Source organism: Kitasatospora sp. NPDC057223 (assembly GCF_042669755.1).
Lineage (GTDB): Bacteria > Actinomycetota > Actinomycetes > Streptomycetales > Streptomycetaceae > Kitasatospora.
Genome location: NZ_JBHUWW010000017.1, coordinates 69,244 through 88,416, shown reverse-complemented (window position 1 = coordinate 88,416; position 19,173 = coordinate 69,244). Strand labels below are relative to the sequence as shown.

Annotated in this window: 13 protein-coding genes; 9 read left to right on the top strand and 4 right to left on the bottom strand. The window is 73.8% G+C overall.

Annotated elements, in window-relative coordinates; genetic code table 11:
- Window positions 1-102: 102 nt before the first annotated feature.
- Window positions 103-723: an L-threonylcarbamoyladenylate synthase gene (locus ACFUK0_RS09810; protein WP_380248027.1), complete on the bottom strand. Its 621-nt coding sequence runs from the start codon at window positions 721-723 to the stop codon at window positions 103-105.
- Window positions 724-914: 191 nt separating this feature from the next.
- On the opposite strand from ACFUK0_RS09810, the gene ACFUK0_RS09805 reads away from it, so the two are divergent.
- Window positions 915-1,280 (top strand): PRC-barrel domain-containing protein, encoded by a 366-nt coding sequence (locus tag ACFUK0_RS09805; RefSeq protein ID WP_380248025.1) that lies wholly within the window; start codon window positions 915-917, stop codon window positions 1,278-1,280.
- A gap of 75 nt (window positions 1,281-1,355) precedes the next feature.
- Here ACFUK0_RS09805 and ACFUK0_RS09800 read toward each other — a convergent pair whose 3' ends face one another.
- Complete coding sequence (locus ACFUK0_RS09800; RefSeq protein ID WP_380248023.1) at window positions 1,356-2,378, bottom strand: substrate-binding domain-containing protein; 1,023 nt, start codon at window positions 2,376-2,378, stop codon at window positions 1,356-1,358.
- Window positions 2,379-2,773: 395 nt separating this feature from the next.
- Between ACFUK0_RS09800 and ACFUK0_RS09795 the strand changes: the two genes are divergently transcribed.
- Both ACFUK0_RS09795 and ACFUK0_RS09790 read left to right on the top strand, forming a co-directional pair.
- Window positions 2,774-4,597, top strand: coding sequence for a choice-of-anchor P family protein (locus tag ACFUK0_RS09795; RefSeq protein WP_380248021.1), 1,824 nt, complete (start codon window positions 2,774-2,776; stop codon window positions 4,595-4,597).
- A 269-nt stretch (window positions 4,598-4,866) separates the two neighbouring features.
- On the top strand, window positions 4,867-5,403 hold the full coding sequence (locus tag ACFUK0_RS09790; RefSeq protein WP_380248019.1) for a hypothetical protein: 537 nt from the start codon (window positions 4,867-4,869) through the stop codon (window positions 5,401-5,403).
- A 73-nt stretch (window positions 5,404-5,476) separates the two neighbouring features.
- Here ACFUK0_RS09790 and ACFUK0_RS09785 read toward each other — a convergent pair whose 3' ends face one another.
- Entirely contained in the window at window positions 5,477-8,239 is a 2,763-nt protein-coding gene (locus ACFUK0_RS09785) for an AAA family ATPase (protein WP_380248017.1), read from the bottom strand.
- 178 nt (window positions 8,240-8,417) lie between these two features.
- Here ACFUK0_RS09785 and ACFUK0_RS09780 point away from each other — a divergent pair, with 178 nt between their 5' ends.
- The 6 genes from ACFUK0_RS09780 to ACFUK0_RS09755 all read left to right on the top strand — a co-directional run bounded on the left by ACFUK0_RS09780 (window position 8,418) and on the right by ACFUK0_RS09755 (window position 17,894).
- The gene (locus ACFUK0_RS09780) at window positions 8,418-8,615 is read left to right on the top strand and encodes an MbtH family protein (RefSeq protein WP_380248015.1); all 198 of its coding nucleotides are present in this window, start codon (window positions 8,418-8,420) and stop codon (window positions 8,613-8,615) included.
- Between the two features lie 133 nt (window positions 8,616-8,748).
- Window positions 8,749-13,983: an amino acid adenylation domain-containing protein gene (locus ACFUK0_RS09775; RefSeq protein ID WP_380248013.1), complete on the top strand. Its 5,235-nt coding sequence runs from the start codon at window positions 8,749-8,751 to the stop codon at window positions 13,981-13,983.
- Entirely contained in the window at window positions 13,980-15,326 is a 1,347-nt protein-coding gene (locus tag ACFUK0_RS09770) for a condensation domain-containing protein (protein ID WP_380248011.1), read from the top strand. Before ACFUK0_RS09775 ends, ACFUK0_RS09770 begins: the two co-directional genes overlap by 4 nt.
- 44 nt (window positions 15,327-15,370) lie before the next feature.
- On the top strand, window positions 15,371-16,588 hold the full coding sequence (locus tag ACFUK0_RS09765) for a cytochrome P450 (RefSeq protein WP_380248009.1): 1,218 nt from the start codon (window positions 15,371-15,373) through the stop codon (window positions 16,586-16,588).
- Between the two features lie 93 nt (window positions 16,589-16,681).
- Entirely contained in the window at window positions 16,682-17,353 is a 672-nt protein-coding gene (locus ACFUK0_RS09760) for a hypothetical protein (RefSeq protein ID WP_380248007.1), read from the top strand.
- A gap of 409 nt (window positions 17,354-17,762) precedes the next feature.
- The gene (locus ACFUK0_RS09755) at window positions 17,763-17,894 is read left to right on the top strand and encodes a hypothetical protein (protein WP_380248005.1); all 132 of its coding nucleotides are present in this window, start codon (window positions 17,763-17,765) and stop codon (window positions 17,892-17,894) included.
- A gap of 446 nt (window positions 17,895-18,340) precedes the next feature.
- On the opposite strand, the gene ACFUK0_RS09750 is transcribed toward ACFUK0_RS09755, so the two are convergent.
- Window positions 18,341-19,078: an alpha/beta hydrolase gene (locus tag ACFUK0_RS09750; RefSeq protein WP_380248003.1), complete on the bottom strand. Its 738-nt coding sequence runs from the start codon at window positions 19,076-19,078 to the stop codon at window positions 18,341-18,343.
- Window positions 19,079-19,173: the final 95 nt, after the last annotated feature.

Sequence of the window (19,173 nt, the reverse complement as noted above, 5' to 3'; positions counted from 1 at the left end):
CGGCCGCGCGCGTTCCGGGCCCCGCGCGGGGGCGGCCGGTACGGCGAAGGCCCGGTGGTCCGTCGATCGGGACGGCCCGTCAGCCGGATCGCGCGCGCAGCGTCACTCGAAACGCGACGGGTCGCCGGCCCCGTGCCGGAGGATCTCCGGCACGTCGCCGGAGAAGTCGACCACCGTCGTCAGTTCCGTGCCGCAGTCGCCGGAATCCACCACGGCGTCCAGCACGTGGTCGAGTCGCTCCTTGATCTCCCACCCCTGCGTCATCGGCTCGTCCTCACCGGGGAGCAGCAGCGTGCTGGAGACCAGGGGTTCGCCGAGTTCGGCGAGCAGCGCCCGGGTCACCACATGGTCGGGGATCCTGACCCCCACCGTCTTCTTCTTCGGATGCAGCAACTTGCGCGGCACCTCCCTGGTGGCGGGGAAGATGAAGGTGTAGCTGCCCGGCGTCGCCGCCTTGACGGCCCGGAAGACGTCGTTGTCGATGTGGACGAACTGCCCCAGCTGAGCGAAGTTCTCGCACATCAGGGTGAAGTGGTGGCGGTCGTCGAGACGCCGGATCGACCGGATCCGCTCCAGGGCCTCCTGGTTGCCCAGGCGGCAGCCCAGGGCGTAACTGGAGTCGGTCGGGTACGCGATGAGGGCCCCCGTCCGGAGGCTCTCGGCCACGGTGCCGATGGTGCGGGCCTGGGGGGTCTGCGGGTGCACGTTGAAGTACTTCGCCATCGGCCGACTCTACGGGATCCCGGCCTCGGCCGGCGGCAGCCACGGCCGGGCCCCGGCACGCGACCTCACGGCCGTCGTGCTGTCGGCCGTGCCGGTGGTGCCGGGTGTGACCTGCCGGGAGCGGGGCAGCCGGGGTGGAGAGCGCCGCGCCGGGAGCAGCCCGCGCGGCGCCGTACAACGGAGGAGGCGCCATGAGCGGCATCGACATCTGGGAGTTCCGCAGCACGTCCGGCCACGTCTCCGGCACCGACCTGGTCGGCTTTCACGTCGAGGCCACCGACGGCCGCATCGGGAAGATCGACACGCTGTCCGAGGAGTCCGGCTCCCGCTACCTGGTGGTCGACACCGGTCCGTGGATCTTCGGCAGGCACGTCCTGCTGCCGGCCGGCACCGTCGTCCAGGTCGACCCGGACGACCGGAAGGTCTACGTCGACCGCACCAAGGACGAGATCAGGAGCAGCCCCGAGTACGACCCCGAGAAGCACAACGCCGACGGCGACGTCTACCAGGACGCGTACACCGGCTACTACGGCCCGTACTACGGCGGAGCCGTCTGACCGGGACCGCCGACCGGCTGCGGGCCGCCACCGACCGGGGGGCGCCCCGCCGTTCGCCTGCGCGTACCGCTCCCGTCAGGTGGTGACGACCGGGCCGGGGCAGCCGGGGATGAAGCCGTAGTCGTCGATCACCAGCGGGTGGGCGCAGATCCAGCCCTGGGGGCCGAAGACGCTCTTCAGCGCGGTGGCGTGGGCGTCGGTGACCACGTACTCGCTGGTGCGCACCACGTGGTACAGCAGCCTGCCGTACAGGCCAGTGGCGAACGTGGGGGTGATGTCCTGGCCGGTGGTGATCGGGGCGATGTCGTTGACCTTGCGTACGGTGAGCGGACCGGGGGTCTCGGTGGCGGTGCCGTGGCCGCGGTACACCTGGGCGATGTAGGTGCCCACGGAGTAGGGGAACACCGAGTCGGCGTTGTTGAGCGCCGGGTCGGTGCCGCGGTCGGCCTGGGGCCCGGAGACCACACAGGTGCCCACGACGGTCACGCCGATGGCCTTCAGGAAGGAGTAGCGGGTGTCGGATCCCGCCGGGGGCAGGTAGGGCCTGATGACGGCGTTGGGGCCGAAGTAGCCCGGCACGTCGGTGATCTGGTTCCAGTTCGTGACGGAGCAGTTGTAGATGGCGCGCAGGTCCGTCGTGGTGAGGTTGTTGGGAGCGTGGCCGCCGAGCGGTGCGGCCCAGGTGACGGCGTCCCTGGCGAAGGGGATGAACGACAGGCCGGTCGGGTCGGTGGGCACGGGCGGGCGGGCGGTGCGGACGTAGTCCACGGTGGCGGTCGTGTTGCCGTTCAGCGCGTTGAGGCCCGCGCCGCCGCTGGTCGGGCGGAGGATGCTGGTCGCGCCGGTCTTGGGGGTGATCACGGGGGGCGAGGCGTAGGCGTCCCAGCTGTACAGTCTGGGCAGTCCGGTGGAGACTGCCGCGTCGTAGGCGGCCGAGGTCTGGTTCATGAAGTCCTCGGTGGTGTCGGTGCCGACGCCGACCAGGTCGAAGGCGGCGGGCATCACCGGGGGATCGGCGACGGCGGCCGGCGCGAACAGTGCGGACGCGCACACTGCGGCGGTGACGGCGGTGAGCACGCGGGCGGTGAACGTACGCATGACGGTGGCCCTCCCGGGCGGAGCGGACGGAGCGCGCCCAATCCTGGGTACCGGCCCGCCGTTCGGCAACACGTCAATTCTTCTGCTGTTCAGGTGACTTGATGTTCTTCAGGAAGAGTTCACCCGTAGGTTGCGGCGCACTGTCATCGCATTCGCATCCCCGTTGTCACCCGTCCGCTCCCGAAACCCAGCTCCTCCGAGTGGTCCGGCGGCCCCCGGGCTCGTGGCAGCACGCACCGGCTTGCACGGCGCGCGCACCCTGTCCGCGCACCAGCTGGGGTGCCGCGAGCCGGTGCGCGGAGCGCCGTCGGGCGGGGAAGGTGGCCGAGGACGTCCGTCGCGTCGGTGCGGTGTGGCCGTGGCGAGCGGTCGGACGCCGGAAGAGGGGGTTCGGGATGAAGGGGTTCGGGATCAAGGGCTTCGAGCCGGCGGGAACGGGCGTCGGTCCGGCGGGCACGGCGCCGAGGAAGCGGATCCGCAGGCGGGAAGCCGGCCGGGCGGGCGGCCGGTGGCGAGGCCGGGTGGCCACGGCGCTGCTGGGCGTCACCGTGCTGGCCGCCGGATCGCTGGCCGCCATCGGGCCGGCCGAGGCGAACGCACCCGGGAACCCCGGCACACCGAGTGCGCCGGTCACCGTGTTCACCGAGGGCTTCGAGAACGGCCAGGGCGCGGCCGTGGCGCTGCTGACCGACTACACCGGTGCCGCGCCGCTCGCCGAGACGTACACCGCCGATCCGGCCTGGCTGACCTCCTGCAACGGCCTGATCGTCTCCGCGCAGGGCCCCGCCGCCCCGCCGGCCGGCGTCAACTGCGGCGGCTACTGGAGCGCCAACAAGCAGATGGCCGCCGCGCTGGGCACCTGGGCGGGCGGCGACGCCTCCACCAACCACTCGCTCACCGCCTACACCGCGGGCGATCCGGGGGCCGGGCGCACCCAACTGCAGACCGTGCAGCCGATCCCGCTGAGCGCGCAGAACCGCTTCCTGACCTTCTCGGTGGACGCGGCGGCCCAGAACTGCTTCGCCCGCCACCCGCTGCTCGCCTTCTACCTGCTCGACGGCAGCGACGCGCGCGCCGCGTTCAGCTCGCCCATCGACCCCTGCAGCAACCCCGGCCAGGTCATCGACGGCACCTCGGTGGGCACCTACGCCAGCAACGGCTCGGTCCTGTTCACCGGCGACTCGGCCGGCATCCGGCTTGTCAACGAGCAGGCCGGCGGCGGCGGCAACGACGGCGCGATCGACAACATCCGGCTGCTGGACACCACCCCGCAGCTCGACCAGGGCTTCGCGCCGGCGCGACTGCCGGTGGGCGCGCCCAGCACCCTGACCTTCACCGTCACCAACACCGGTGAACTGGCCGCCAAGAACGGCTGGTCCTTCACCGCGCAGCTGCCCGCGGGCCTGCTCCCCGACGGCGCGAGCGCCGCCACCGGCTGCGGCTCCGGCACGGCCACCGTGGACGCCGCGCAGGGCACGGTCACCGTGCACGGTGACCTGGCCGCCGGACAGCAGGCCTGCACCGCCACCGTCCGGCTCACCTCCACCACCGGCGGCACCTACCAGGTGTGCGGGTCGTCGATCACCGCCCGGGTCGGCGTCGACCTGCCCGGCTGCGCCTCGGTGACCTTCGACGCGCCCGTCTTCGACGCCCGCTCGCACGGCGTGCGGCTCACCTCGCCGCTCGTCGGCATCGGCCCGCTCGCCGCCTCCGCCCACTCCTGCACCCCGCTGCCGGGCGAGGACGGCCACACGGTGCTCAGCGCCGGCCTCGGCACCGTCGGCACCCTCGGCGTGCTGACCACCGACGCCTCCGGCACCGTCGGCGCCGACGGCACCCGCACCGCCGCGGCCCATGCCCGGACCACCGGGATCAACCTGCTCGGCGGCCTGGTCACCGCCGACCTCGTCGGGACCTCGGCCCGGGCGCGGCAGCCGCTCACCGGCACCGGACCGGGAGCGATCGACCTGACCGGCGCGACCACCCTGGTCAACCTCCGCGTCGCCGGAGTGGCCGTCTCCGCCGACACCCCACCGAACACCACCATCGGCCTTCCCCTGGTCGGCTCCCTGGTCGTCAACCAGCAGACACCCGTCGCCGGAGGCAAGGGCGTCACCGTCACCGCGCTCTCGCTGCACCTCCTCACCGGGGTGCACCTGACGATCGCCCAGAGCACCGCGGCCCTGCTCACCACCGCCGACACCTGCCCCGCGTCCTGACCCCCTCGACCCCGCACCGCAGGTGGCCCGACCGCCTTGCGGCGGGCCTGCCGGCGGCGGGGTCGTAGGGATCCCCGCCCGACCGCCGTCCCCGCCGCCCGGCGGGGACGGCGCCGTTCCCGGGGGCCGCAGCGGCCCTGGCGCGGGCCGGCCACCGACCCGGGACAGGTGATCCCGGATCAGGCAGGGTGGCCGAGACGGCCACGGCCGGGAACCTGGACACCGGTGCGCAGTCCGAAACCGGTTGACCAGGAGTGAATGATGGGAGCGTGATCTCCGAGGAACGCGCCGTCGAGCTCATCGAGTCCTACCTGGCCCGAGAACTGCCGACGTGGCCGTGGGCGGGGCCCGCCCCCACACCGGACGTCTACCACGTACAGGAACGCGCGGTCGGCTGGCTGGTCTTCTGGCGTTCGGCGGAGCAGGCCCGCGCCCGCGACCCGCGCGGCAGCTTCGTCGGCGGCCACTACCTGGTGGACCGGCATGACGGGAGCATCCACCACGTGCCCGCCGTCCAGTGGGAGGACGAGGGCTGGGAGGAGCACTACCTCCTGCAGGCCAGGGGCATCAGGCGGCCTGATCCACTGGCCCGGGCCGTGCACGCGCTCGTCCACTCCGCCGGCGTCGTGGCCGCGATGAGCCACCTGCGCAAGCAGGCCCCGCGGCTGAGCCTCCAGGAGGCAAAGGCCTACGTCGCGGCCGTACGTGACGGTGCCGAACCCCCGGAGGAACTGGCGAGCCGCACCCGGGCGGAGGCCCGCTGCCCGTCGCTGCCGATCGAGACGCTGACCGGTCCGGCCCGGTAACCCGCGCCGGAGGTGGGGGCCGGCGCGGCACACGTGGGCTGCCGGGCGGGGCATCGCAGTGGACTCCGCCGGATCACGAGACGACCGGTTGCTCCAGGACCCGGGAGAGTTGGCGCCGCGAGGTGATCGCGAGCTTCTGGAACACCTTGCGCAGGTGGTACTCGACGGTGCTGGCGCTGATGAACAGCTGGGTGGCTATCTCCTGGTTGGTGTCGCCACGGGCGGCCAGCCCCGCGATGTGCCCTTCGCGAGGGGTGAGTTCGCTGACGGTGGCGGGGGTCCGACGGGGTGTCTTGTCACCGATGGCGCGCAGTTCGTGACGGGTCCGTTCGGCGAAGGCGTGCGCGCCCATCTGGCTGAACAGCTGGAAAGCGGTGCGCAGTTGCTCACGGGCTTCGCCGCGGTGCCGCCGTCGCCGGAGCCACTCCCCGTAGAGCAGGTGGGTGCGTGCGAGTTCGGTCCGGATGTCGGTGCTCCGGAGGTGGCCGAGGGCCTGCCGGTAGAGCGGGCCGGCTTCGACGTCGTCGGCCAGCAGTGCCTGCGAGCGGGCGAGCAGGCCCAGGGCCCAGGGCGTGCCGGCGGCGCTCGCGCGCGGGGTGAGGCGCAGCAGCGCGGCGCGTGCGGCGTCCTGGTCGCCGCTGCGCACCCCGGCCTCCACCATCTCGACCAGCGCCGGGTTTCCGTAGTACACGGGGTCCTCGGCGTAGCCCTGCCGCGCCACGGCGAGGGCGCTCGCGTAGTGGGCGGATCCGTTCTCCAGGACGGCCAGTGAGGTCCTTGTGGTGTGCAGGCGCACCCCGCCTGACGCCTGCGTGGAGCGTTCCACGTCCCTGGCGGTCATCGCCGCGCGGGTGGGCCCCTCGTTTCCCCGCCAGGCCTGCAGGATCACGTCGCTGCCCTCGGCGAGCCGGCCGGATCCGTCGATGGCTCCGACCAGCTCGCGGAAGGCGGCGAAGTAGCCCTCCGCCTCGGTGAACCGTCCGCACCAGGTCTCCGCGCTGGCCACGGCGTGCAGGGAGACCCGGAGCATGTCGAGGGCGCCCAGGTCACGGGAGGATTCGAGCGTGTGCGCGGCCAGCGCGCGGAACGCCTCACCGTCCCAGAGCTCGTGCGCGGCGATCAGCCCCAGCAGGAGCAGCCGGACGTCCGGCAGCCCCGTGGCCTGTCCGGCCAGCGCGCTCACCGCCGCGCGGAGCAGCGGGGCCGCCGCCATCGGCCCTTGCAGGACCTGGGTGGCGTGCGCCGTCAGCAGGAGGTCGGCGAGGTCCGGTGGCCCGGCGGCGGCGGGCAGGTTCAGGGCGGCCCGGGCCACGGTGGACGCCGTGACGTCCCCGCCGAGCCAGGATGCGCCGAGGACTGCCTGGAAGGCTTCGAGCAGGGTGTCGCGGGCGGCCCGGCGGTCATCCGGACCGTAGGCCCGGGCGGCGGCGAGCAGGTCGGTGGCCGCCTGGGTCTCGCGGCCGTTCTGGATGTGGATCGCGCCCTGCAGGCGCAGGCGGCGTGCCAGGTGCGTCGCTCCGGCGTCGGAGGCGGCGTGTTCGAGGAGGGCCTGCGCGCGGTCGGGAAGGCCGGCGGCGAGGGCCGCCTCGCAGGCGGCGAGCAGGCGTGCTGCGCGCGGGGCGGCGCGGGGGGTGAGGTCGGCGGCGCGGGCCAGGAGGGCGCACTCGGCGCTGTAGCCGCCGCGCGCCTGGGCGCGCGCCGCCGCCCGTTCGAGCTCGGCGGCCGTCGTCTCGTCGCGGCCGTCGCAGGCTGCGGCGAGGTGCCAGGCGCGGCGGTCCGCGTCGGTGCCGGCGTCGGTGACGGCGGCCAGGGCCGCGTGCGCCCGGCGCCGGTCGTCCGGCGTGGCCCCGTCGTAGACCGCCGACCGGATCAGTGGGTGGCGGAAGGCCGGCGCCGGTTGGAGCAGGAGCAGGCCGGCCGCCGTGGCGGGGGCGGCGATATCGGCCAGCTCGCCGGCTCCGCCGGTGCCGTCCAGACGGGTGACGGCGCGCCGTACCAGCTCCCGGTCGCCGGTCGGGTCTGCCGCGATGACCAGGAGCAGCGTCCGGGTGGGGTGCGGCAGGGCCTGGGACTGGCGGAGGTAGCGGGCTTGGAGCTGCCGGCCCAGGGGCAGCCGTTCGGACAGCGGGACCGGGTCGGCGCCCGCCGGTGATTCGAGGTCACCGGCGAGCTCACGGATGGCCAGCGGGTTCCCGGCGGCCTCGGTGACGATCCGTTCGGCGACGCCCTGCTCGACCTGCGCGGAGAGCGCCTGGGAGAGCAGCGCGTGGGAGTCGGACCGGGTCAGTTCCGGCAGGACGGCCTGCGGCAGGTCGTCGAGGAGCCGGCCGCCGGTACCGGCGTCGCGGACCGCGAAGAGCAGGGTGATGCGGTCGGCGTGCAGGCGGCGTGCGACGAACGCGAGGATCGTCAGGGACTCCTCGTCCAGCCATTGTGCGTCGTCGCAGACGCACAGCAGTGGCTGTTCGGCGGCGCTGTTCGCGAGCAGGGTCAGGGTCGCCAGCCCGATCAGCAGGCGGTCCGGATGGATGCCCGCGACCAGTCCGAACGCCGCCCTCAGCGCGTCCCGTTGCGGGGCGGGGAGCCGGTCGAGGTCGGGCAGGAAGGGCAGCAGGAGGCGGTGCAGGCCGGCCAGACCGAGGTCCTGCTCCGCCTCCTTGCCGCCGATCTGGGTGATCCGCATCCCGGTGGCCCGGGCCGCCGCGTACGCCAGCAGCGTCGTCTTGCCGATGCCGGGCGGCCCCTTCAGGACCAGCACGCCGCTCAACCCCGCGCGCGCGGCGTCGAGTTGCGCATCGAGAGTGCGCTGCAGGTGGGAGCGGCCGAAAAGGATCATGAGCGTGAGTGTAGTGCGCGTCCGCTCTGATCTGCGGGGTGCGTTTAGGGGTTCTCAAGGATGCAACCGCCTGGGCCGGCGAGCAGGCTGGCGGAGGTCGCCGACGAGGCCCTCGACGGGGCCGGGCCCGACTCCGCGTACGTCGTGCGCACGTGTCCGCCAGACAGGAGAAACCCGCATGGACAGCTCGTCCCAGCCGAGCGAGACCCAGTACCTCGTCGTGTGCAACGGCGAGGAGCAGTACTCGATCTGGCCGAAGGGCAGGCCGCTGCCGAACGGCTGGCGAAGCACCGGGCCGAACGGCTCGAAGGCGGAGTGCCTGCGCCACATCGACCAGGTCTGGACCGACCTGCGTCCGCTCAGCGCCCGCCGGTAGGCGTGGACGTGGGGGTAACGCGCCGGGACGGCTGCGCACTTCGCGGCCCCGCACTTCGCGGCCCCGCGCGCAGCGGGCTCGGCCGGTCCGGCCAGGACCTCAGGACATCGGTGTCACCTGCCAAGGGAGAGTCATGAACGGACCAGATCTGCCCACCGGAGCCGAGTACGAGCGGCTGCTGCCCGCACTGCGGCTGGAGACGTCCTGGGCCGTGGCCGGGCTCGACCCCGTCGAGAAGACGGCGGATCGGCCGGCCGAGCACCGGCCGGCGTCGGCGCCCGCGCGCGTCGAAGCATGGGTCCCGGCCGGCGAGGTGATCGACCGCATCGCCCGGGCGGACGGCGACCGGATCGCGCTCGGCGACGGGCACAGGACGTGGACGTACCGTCAACTGCGAATAAGCAGCGAGCGCCTGGCGGGCAGGCTCCGCACGGCCGGAGTGCGCCGGGGCGACGTTGTCGCGGTGACCCTGGAGCGCGGGCCCGCCTTCGCCGAGGCCGTCCTCGCGGTCTGGCGGGCCGGCGGTGCGTTCCTTCCGCTCAAGCCGGGCGACCCGCTCGCCTGGCGCGAACAGGCCGCCCGTGCGGCCGGGGTCCGGGTTTCGGTCGCGGCCTCGGCGGAGTCGGCGCTGCCGGGAGTGGCGCACCTCGCCTGGCCGGAGTCGGAATCGGAACCGGACCGGGACGGTGTGGCGGGGACGGGCGCGGCGAGCCCGGTCGAGCCGGAGGGAGCCGCCCCCGGCGACCTCGCGTACCTGATCGCCACCTCGGGCTCGACCGGGGAGCCGAAACTGGTGATGCTGGAACACCGGGGCGTGGCCAACCTGGTCCGGGTCCAGGCCGAGACCCTGCCCGCCCTGGGGCCGGGCTCCCGGGTCCTGCAGTTCTCCCACCCCACCTTCGACGGCGCGGTCTTCGACCTGCTGCTGGCGCTGGCGCACGGCGGCCGGCTGGAGGCGATCACCGATACGGAGACCTCGGGCGAGCCGCTCGCCGCCGCCCTGCGGCGACGGCGCGTCACCCATGCGGTGCTCCCGGCCGCCGTCCTGCGGACCCTGGGCACCGAGCAGTTCGACGACCTGGACGTCGTGCTGAGCGTCGGCGACGTCTGCCTCCCCGAGACCGCCCGGCTCTGGAGCACCCGCCACCGCTTCTTCAACGGCTACGGCCCGTCCGAGACCACCGTCTGCGCCACCCTGCACCAGGGCGACGCCGACTCCCGCGCCGAACGGGTCCCGGTGGGGCGTCCGGTAGGGGGCGTCCGGGTGGTCGTCCTGGACGACGACCTGCGGCCGGTGCCCGTAGGGGAGGTGGGCGAGCTCTGTATCGGCGGAGCGGGCGTGGGGCGCGGCTACCTCGGCCGACCTGGCCCGACCGCCGAGGCCTTCGTCCCGGACCCGTTCAGCGACGTCCCCGGCGCCCGCCTCTACCGCACCGGCGACCTCGGGCGGCTGCTGCCCGGCGGTGGCACCGAGTTCCTGGGCCGCCGCGACAACGAGCTGAAGATCCGGGGCGTCCGGATCCGGCTGGACGACATCCAGAACGCGCTGGCGGCCCTCCCCGGGGTGCGCGACGCCGTCGCGGTGGCCACCGGGGCAGCCGGCCAGGGCGACCGCAACCTCGTCGGGTACGCGGTCGCCGAGCCGGGCCACCGGCCGACCGGCGACGGGCTGCGCGCCGAGCTCGCCCGTCGCCTCCCGGCCCACCTGCTCCCCGGCACCGTCATGGTGCTCGACGCCTGGCCGCTGACCGCGAGCGGCAAGGTGGACCGCTCCCGGCTCCCGGACCCGCACGCGGCCGCCGACTACCGGGCTGCCCGCACACCGGCCGAGGAGGCGCTCGTCTCGCTCGCCGCCGACCTGTTCGGACTCGCCCGGGTCGGCCGGGACGACAGCTTCCTGGCGCTCGGCGGCAACTCGCTGCTGGCCACCCGCTTCGCGGCGCGCGCCGAGGCCGCACTCGGCCGCCGGCTGCCGCTCGCCGCCCTCCTGTCCGGCGCCACGCTGGCCGAGCTGGCGGTGGCCGGGAGCGGCGGGCCGCGGCCCCCGGCCGTGCCGGGGCCGGTGCGCGGGCGGCCGGACGGCCCCCGGCGGGTGCCGTCCTACGCACAGGAGCGGATCTGGCTCATGCAGGAGCTGCGCCCCGACTCGCTCGCCTACCACGCCCAGGCGGCGCTGCGGATCGGCGGCCCGCTGGACCCGGACACGCTGTCCGCCGTGCTCACCGACCTGGTGCGCCGCCACGAGGTGCTGCGCAGCCGCTTCCACAACGACGGCGGCCGGCTGCGCTGCACGGTCGAGCCGCCCTGGCCGGTGAAGCTGCCGCTGCTCGACCTGAGCGAGCAACCGGCCTCCGTGCAAGGTAAGTTGCTCGGCGAGGCCGTCGAGGACTTCGTCGTCCGGCCCTTCGCCCTGGACGGCGAGCCGCTGGTGCGCTGGCTGCTGGTCCGGCTGCGCGCGCAGGAGCACGTCCTGGTCCACGCGGAGCACCATCTGGTGCACGACGGCTGGTCGTTCAACGTCTTCCTGCGCGAGCTGGTGGAGGGCTGCCTGGACCACCAGCGGTACGGCGAGATCCGCCGGCCCGAGCTGGAGATCCAGTACTACGACCACGCGCGCTGGCAGCGCGAATGGTCCGAGGGTCCGGAGGCACAGCGCCAACGCGCCTTCTGGCGGGGGGAGCTGGCCGGTGCCTCGACCATGCTGCCGCTGCCCCGGCGCGCGGCCGCAGCCGGCCGGCGGTTCGTGGGGGCCGCGCCGCGCGTCGAGATCGACGCGGAACTGGCCCGCGCCCTGGAGGCCCTCGGGCGGCGCCACGGCCACTCCCTGTACGCCGTGCTGCTGGCCGCGTTCTTCGCCCTGCTGGCCCGCAGCACGGGCGCCGAGGACGTCCTGGTCGGCTCCGGAGTGGCGAACCGCCGCTGGCAGAACACCGAGGACCTGATGGGCATGTTCGTCAACACCGTGGTGCTGCGCGGCAGGATGGCGGACGACCCCACCTTCGCCGCGCTGCTGGACCGGGTCGGGCACACCGTCCACGCCGCCCTGGACCACCAGGACCTGCCCTTCGAGGACGTCCTCGCCCAGAGCCAGGCCGAGCACGTTCCCGGTGTGAACCCGCTGGTGCAGGCTGCCTTCAGCTTCCATGACGCCATGCCGGGGCGGCTCAGCGCGGCCCCGTTCTCGCTCGACGTCATCGAGGGACTGGGCACCGGCTCGGCCAAGTTCGACCTGAACCTCATCGCCTTTCCGCGCCACAGCGCCGCCGGGTGCATCGGCCGCGGCCCGGGCAACGTCCTGCGGGTGCCCGCCTCGGACGGGCCGGTGGCGCCGAGCCCGGCCGCCGCACTGGACGGCATCACCGTCTCCTGGGAGTTCGACTCCGACCAGCTGGACCGGGGGTTCGTCACCGGGCTCATGCGTGCCTACCAGGAGATCCTGCGGGCGGTGGTGCGCGACCCGCGGACGGTGCTCTCGGAACTCCCGCTGGTGTCGGACGAACAGCGCGAGCGCCTGCTGCGGCGGGCCCTCGGGCGCCAGGACGAGCCGTCGGCCGACCGGGTGCCCGAGGTGGTCGCCCAGTGGGTCGCCCGGACCCCGCAGGCGCCGGCGGTGTCCGCTGACGACGAGACACTGACATATCGTCAGCTCTGGCTCCGGGCGACCGAACTGGCCGCCGTACTCGGCGAGTCCGGCGTCGGCCCGGGTGACGTGGTGGCGCTCCACCTGCCCCGCTCCACCAGGCTCGTGGTGGCGATGCTCGCCACCCTGATGGCCGGGGCCGGCTCCCTCAACCTCGATCCCACCCATCCGCCCGCCCGCCTGGCCGCGCTGCTCGACGACAGCGGCGCCCGCACCGTGCTGGCCGACCCGGACGGAGCCACCCGGCTGCCGGCCGGCCCCTGGCGGATCCTGACGCCGCGTCCGGACCCGTCGTACGTAGGCCCGCCCGGGGCGCCGGCGCCCGGCAGCCCCCGCGATCTCGCCCACGTCATCTACACCTCCGGATCCACCGGGCGCCCCAAGGGAGTCCAGATCGAGCACCGGTCGCTGGTCGCCCGCCTCCGCTCGTCCGACATGGCCGCCCCGGGCCCCGGCCAGAGCGTGCTGGCCACCAACGCGACGGTCTTCGACGTCTTCACCATGGAGGTCTGGTCCGCCCTGCTGAACGGCGCCGCCCTCCACCTGCTCCCGGCCGCGGCGGGCCCGCAGGAGATCGCCCGGCGCATCGTCCGCCACCGCATCAGCCACGTCACCCTGGTCACCCCGCTGCTGCGGGTCATGGTGGAGACGGCGCCCGAGGCCCTCGCCCGGCTCCAGGCACTCGTCGTCGGCGGCGACATCGCACCCCCGGACGCCGTACAGGCCGCGCTCGACCTCGGTACGCGCCGCCTGTTCAACTCGTACGGACCCACCGAAGTGACCGTCTACGCAACGGCGTTCGATGCAGGCGCGGCCGAGCTGACCGGCTCCGAGGTGCCGATCGGACGACCGGTCTCCAACTCCCACACCGTCCTGCTGGACGAGCGGCTGAACCTCGTCCCCGACGGCTTCGTCGGCGAGATCTGTGTCGGCGGCCCCGGGGTCGCCCGCGGCTACCTCGGGCGGCCCGCCGAGACGGCCGAGCGCTTCGTGCCGGACCCGTACTCCACCGAACCCGGGGCCCGCCTCTACCGCACGGGGGACCGCGGCCAGTGGCTCGCGGACGGCAACCTGCGGTTCCTCGGCCGCCTCGACCACCAGGTGAAGATCCGCGGGTTCCGGATCGAGCCGGAGGAGGCACGGGCGGCGCTGGCCGCCCTGGCGGGCGTCCGCGAGGCCGCGGTGGTCGCGCACCGCGCTGGGGGAGCGGAGGCCCGGCTCGTGGGCTACGCCCAACCCGAGCCCGGCAGCACCCTGGAGCCGGCCGCCCTGCGGGCCGCCCTGGCCGCACTGCTCCCGGGGCACCTGGTGCCCGAGGCCATCCTGATCGTGGAGAGCTGGCCGCTGGGCGCCACCGGAAAGCTGGACCGCTCCCGACTCCCCGTACCGCCGCCGCCCACGGTCACCGCCTCGGGCCGTCCGGCCGACCACGGGCCCGCCGCCGAGGTACTGGCCCGCGTCCTGGCCGAACTCCTGGAGCTGCCCGAGGTCGGTGCCGACGACGACTTCTTCCAGCTCGGCGGCCACTCACTGCTGGCGATGCGGTACGCCGCCAAGGCCGGCCGGGCACTGGACCGGGACATCGACCTGGCGACCGTCCTGGCCCACCCGACCGTCGCGCGGCTCTCCGCCGCCCTGCACACCGCCGCTGCGCCACCCGCACTCGCCGAGCCCCTGCGCAGGCTGCCCCGCAGGATCCCCGACGCCGCCGCCCAGGCCCAGCGTTGAACACCACAAGCACGGCGGCCCCGGACAACGGCACGCCCTTCCCGCTCTCGCACCTGCAACGCAGGCTCTGGCTCCTGCACACCCTCGACCCGACCGGCGCCCTCCAGAGCACCGCCCGGTGCTTCCGGATCGACGGCCGGCCGGACACCGACGCCCTCCAACAGGCGCTGGACCGCCTGGTCGAGCGGCACGAGCCGCTGCGCACCGTCTTCCCGCTCTCCGCGACCGGCGAACCCGTCCAACTCGTACTGCCTGCCGGTGCGCTCCCACTCACCCCGCTGGTCTGCCACAGCTCCGCTGAACCGCTCGCCTGTGCAAGGGAGTTCGCCGAACAGCCGTTCAACGCCGAACGCGGGCCGCTAGCCCGGAGCGGGATGCTCCGCACCGGGCCCGACCAGGTGCTGCTGGTACTCGCCGTCCACCTGCTCGTGGCGGACGGCTGGTCCTGGAACGTCCTGCTGCGCGAACTCGCCGCCCACTACACGGCCGCGCTCACCGGAACCGAACCGCAGCTGCCCGAACTCCCGCTGCAGTACGCCGACTGGGCGCACTGGCAGCACGGGCAGCTGACCGGGACCCGCCTGCGCGAGCTGCGCCACTGGTGGCAGCTGGAACTCGACGGGGCAACCCCGGGCCTCGGCCCGCCGGCCGCCGACACCGCAGGGGCCCGACCCGGCCGCATCGTCACCCGCCCCCTGGACACCGGCACCGAGGAAGCCCTGCGCGCCCTCGCCGGGCGCGAGGGAGTCTCCCTGTTCGCGGTCCTCGCTGCCGCCTTCGGCGCTGTGATCGGCCGACGGGCCGGCCGGGAGGAGCTGGTCATCGGTACACCGGTGGCCCACCGCGACCTCCCGGAGACCGAGCACCTGCTCGGCTTCCTGGTCGGCACCCTCCCGCTGCGCGTCGACCTCACCGGCGACCCGCCCTTCACCGAGCTGGCCCACCGGCTGGCCACCGCCGCACGACGGGCCTTCGCCCACAAGGACCTGCCCTGGGAGGAACTCCCCTGGCAGCAGCAGGAGTCGCAGTCGAACGGCGGGCAGACCCTGCCGACCCTCGCCCACCACCCGGCCGGCAGCACCGGCTCGCTCGCCCTGCCGGGATGCCGGGTCAGCGAACTCGACCTGCCGTCCGACGCCTCCAGGTTCGACCTGACCCTGCGGATCTCCGAACACCCCGGACGGAGCAGTGTCCGGGTTGAGCACGACACCCGCGTGGTGGCCCCCGCCGAAGCCGACGACCTCATCACCGGGTACCTCGCGCTGCTGGACTCCGTCGCGCTGCGCCCGGCCGCCCGTCTGTCCGAACTGCTGCAGCGCCCCCTGACCCCATCGACCCCCTGACCCCTACTGACCCCTCTGATCCTCTGATCCCTTAAGGACACACCATGACCGACCAGTCCACCGCACTCGCCGACTACTCCCTCCAGCGTGATGCCCGCTGCCCGATGGACCCGCCCCCGGCCTACCGGCCGCTACGGGAGGCGGGCGGGCTGGTCCGGGTCCGGGCCTGGGACGGCAGCGAGCCCTGGCTCGTCACCCGCCACGACGACGCCCGGGCCGCGCTCTCCGACAGCAGGCTCAGTGCGGACCCGCGCACCCCGGGATTCCCGCACACCCAGCCGACCTCGGCGGCCCGCCAGGAGATCGACCTGCCGTTCGCCTTCGTCGACGGCCCGGAGCACCTGATCGAACGTCGCGTCCTGGTCAAGGAGTTCACCGCCCGCAAGGCCCGCGAGGCCCGCCCGGCCATCCAGCGGATCGTGGACGAGGCGATCGACGGCATGCTGGCCGGCACCAAGCCGTGCGACCTGTACGAATCGCTCGCGCTCCCGGTCGCCACCCACACCATCGGCGAACTGCTCGGCGTACCGATGGCCGACCGGCCCCTGCTCCAGACCGGCAGCCGCAGGATCGGCTCACGCCGGGTGTCCAAGGAGACCGGCGGTCAGGCGTTCCAGGAGCTGAACGACTACTTCGAGCACCTGGTGGACCTCCGGATGCGCGAGCCGGGCGACGACATGGTGAGCCGGCTGCTCGCCACCTACGCGGCCACCGACGGGCTGACCCGCGCCAAGGCGGTCTCCACCATCCAGGTGCTCTTCTTCGCGGGGTGGGGGCCCAGCTCGTACATGATGGAGTTCGGCGTACTCGCGCTCCTCCTCCACCCGGAGCAACTCGCCCTGCTGAAGGCCGATCCGAGCCCCGAGCTGCTCGCCTCCACGGTCGAGGAGACGCTGCGCTACGCGACGGTCTCGGTCAACGGCCGCCAGCGCAGCGCACTGGAGGACCTCACCCTCGGCGGCCAGCCGATCCGGACGGGCGAGGGGGTCCTGATCCAGCTCGACTCCGCGAACCGGGACGCCGACGCCTTCCCCGAACCCGACACCTTCGACATCACCCGCCACGCCGGACGCCACCTCGGGTTCGGACACGGCCCGCACAAGTGCATCGGGGCCGACCTCTCCCGCGCCGAGATGGGCATCGCGTACGAGACCCTGTTCCGCCGCATCCCGGACCTGAAGCTGGTCCTGCCGCTGGAACAGATCCCCTTCAGCACCGAACTCACCCTCTACAGCATCGACGAACTGCTCGTCACCTGGTGACCCGCCCCCGCCCCAGCCCCGAACCGAGCCCGCCCCCAGCACATCCGATCCCGGACGGTCGTCCCGGCCGCGACTTCACGGTGGTGACGTTCCATGAATGACTACTTCGACGACTGGCTCCCGGCCGGCGAGCGGATCCCGCGACGCCTGGAGATGACACTGAGTTCCGAGACCTGTCCGCAGGGCGAGACGGTGCGGATGACGATCAACGGGTTCCCGGCCGGTGATCCACTCACCGACGGCGGCTGGATCGACCACGACGAGAGTGACGACCCGGAAGGCGGCGAGGAGGTGGCCGGCGCCCGCTGGCACGACGCCCTGCACCTGGCCCACGCCGTGTGCCTCGGCTGGTCGCCCGTCCTGCGGGAGCTCGTCGGCCTGAGGCGGCGCTCGGCCCCGTGGCTGTACGAATTCGAGGACGGTGCTCAGGCCGTCCTCGCCGAGGAGGCGGTCGCCCGGGCGGTCTTCCGCCACGCGCGCGCGGCCGGCCGGCGTCCGGGCGCGCCGGTGGACGCGGACCTGCTTGCCCGGGTCCGGGAACACACCTCCCGCTTCGAGGTGTCGGCACGCTCCGACGCCGAATGGACGCACGCCATCCGCACCGGGCTCGCCTCCCTGCACGCGGTGCAGACGCACAACGGGGGAGTCCTGTTGGGCGACCTCACCACGCGGTCACTGGTGTTCCGCCCGCCTGCCGCCTCCCCGGAGGGCATCCCCGTCGGTAGCGGCAGCGGTAGAAAGGTGGTCGGCGCCGTGTCCGGGTGAGGTCGTCCGGGCCGGACGGGGCTCGGTGAGCCGGGGACACGCTCCTCCTGCTCTCAGCAGCCCTTGACGAGGAGCCCGGCCCTGGCCCAGGGCCGCGTGCTGTCCAGGTAGAAGTCCTCGGCGGCGCGCCACCGTTCGATCCACTCCTCGGGGTTCTCGCCACGGCTTCGCACGCGCTGCAGGCAGACATCGCGCGGGGTGTCGACGTAGGCGGTGAAGTGGGGTAGTAGGGGGCCAGCTCCGGCCGGGCGGCGTAGACCCCTTCGACGATCACCACGGTCCCGGAGGCGATCTCGCACCAGGCCCCGAGCTGTCCGGTGGTCCAGTCGTAGAGCTGGTACCGGGCATCTCGGCCGTCCCGCAGCGGGGCCAGGAGTTGGTCCCGGAGACGCTCCCAGTCGAAGTAGCGGTGGTAGCCCTGTTCCGCGTCGAGCTGCTCGCGCTCGTGGTCGGGCATCGGGCGGTAGAAGTCGTCGCCGTGGACGACGACGGAGCCGTCGAGGTGTCCGGCTACCGCGGCAGCCAACGTCGTCCTGCCTGATCCACCGGTGCCGTCGATGCCGACGATCCTGGTGGCCCCTGCGGCCTCGGACGCCTGCCGGAGGCCGTCGGCAACGTCCTTCGCCCGCTCCGTCACGCCCACGGGCTGCTGAGCCGTCCGCAGCCCGGCGGTCCGTGCGGCGCTCGACGGCACGATCCACGCTCCGGGGAGGGACCCCGGACGTTCTTCGAACATGAGAACTCCTCGCGGGCGGCGTACAGGGCGGCGTACAGGGCGGGGTGCGGAACGGAGACAAACTACTTTCCGCGCACCGCAGGAGGCGACTCCGCCGGCGTGACCCACCCGGCTGCGCCGGACCGTCAACCGGCCGTCCGCCCGCAGCGGCGGGCCTGACGGTGCCGCACAGCGGGGCCCTGCGGACATCCTCCCGCAGGGCCCCGCCGTCTGCTCCGCAGCGTCACCTACCGTCTGGCGGCGACCCGTGGTCAGCGCAGATGCCGGGCGAAGAACGCGGCCCCGGGAGCGAGCTCGAACTGCGGGACGCCGGTGTGCCCGCCCATGTTGGCGTGCAGCGTCTTCTCCTTGCTGCCGAAGGCGTCGAACAGGTCCAGGGCCGCCTGCCGGTCGTTCCCTTCGTCGTCCCACTGCAGCAGGACCTGCAGGGGAATGGTGATCCGGCGGGCCTCCTCGAACATGGCGGCGGGCACGAGACTGCCGGAGAAGAAGCCGGCCGCCACGATGCGCGGCTCGACCACCGCCAGCCGGATGCCGATGGAGATGATTCCTCCCTCGTAGCCGACCGGGCCGCCGATCCCGGGCAGCGACAGGAGGGTGTCCAGGGCGCCCTGCCACTCCGGGACGGACTTCTCGACGAGCGGGAGGACGAGGGCCTGGATGATCTCGTCGCCGACCGGCTCGCCGGCCTCCATGGCCCGGCGCAGGTCGGCGCGGGCCTGATCGAGGGCGGCCCAGCGGGGCCGGTCGCCGGCCCCGGGGAGCTCGATGGTGGCTGCGGCGAAGCCGTGCTCCGCCGCGTAGTACCGGGCCCGCCCCGCCAGCCGGGGGTACATCCTGCGCAGGCCGAGCGGGGGGTGGCCGATCAGGATCAGCGGGGTCGGTGCGGAGGCGGATGCGGGCGTCCACAGGATGCCGGGGATCTCGCCGAGGGTGAATTCGCGTTCGAGGACGCCGTCGTCGAGGCGCTGCTCGGAGGTGAACTGCATGGTCGTGCCTTTCGGGAGTGCACTGGAAAGGCGCTCCCGGACGACCTATCGCCCGACCGTGACCCCGGAGGAGGGGAGCACCCATGTCGATACTG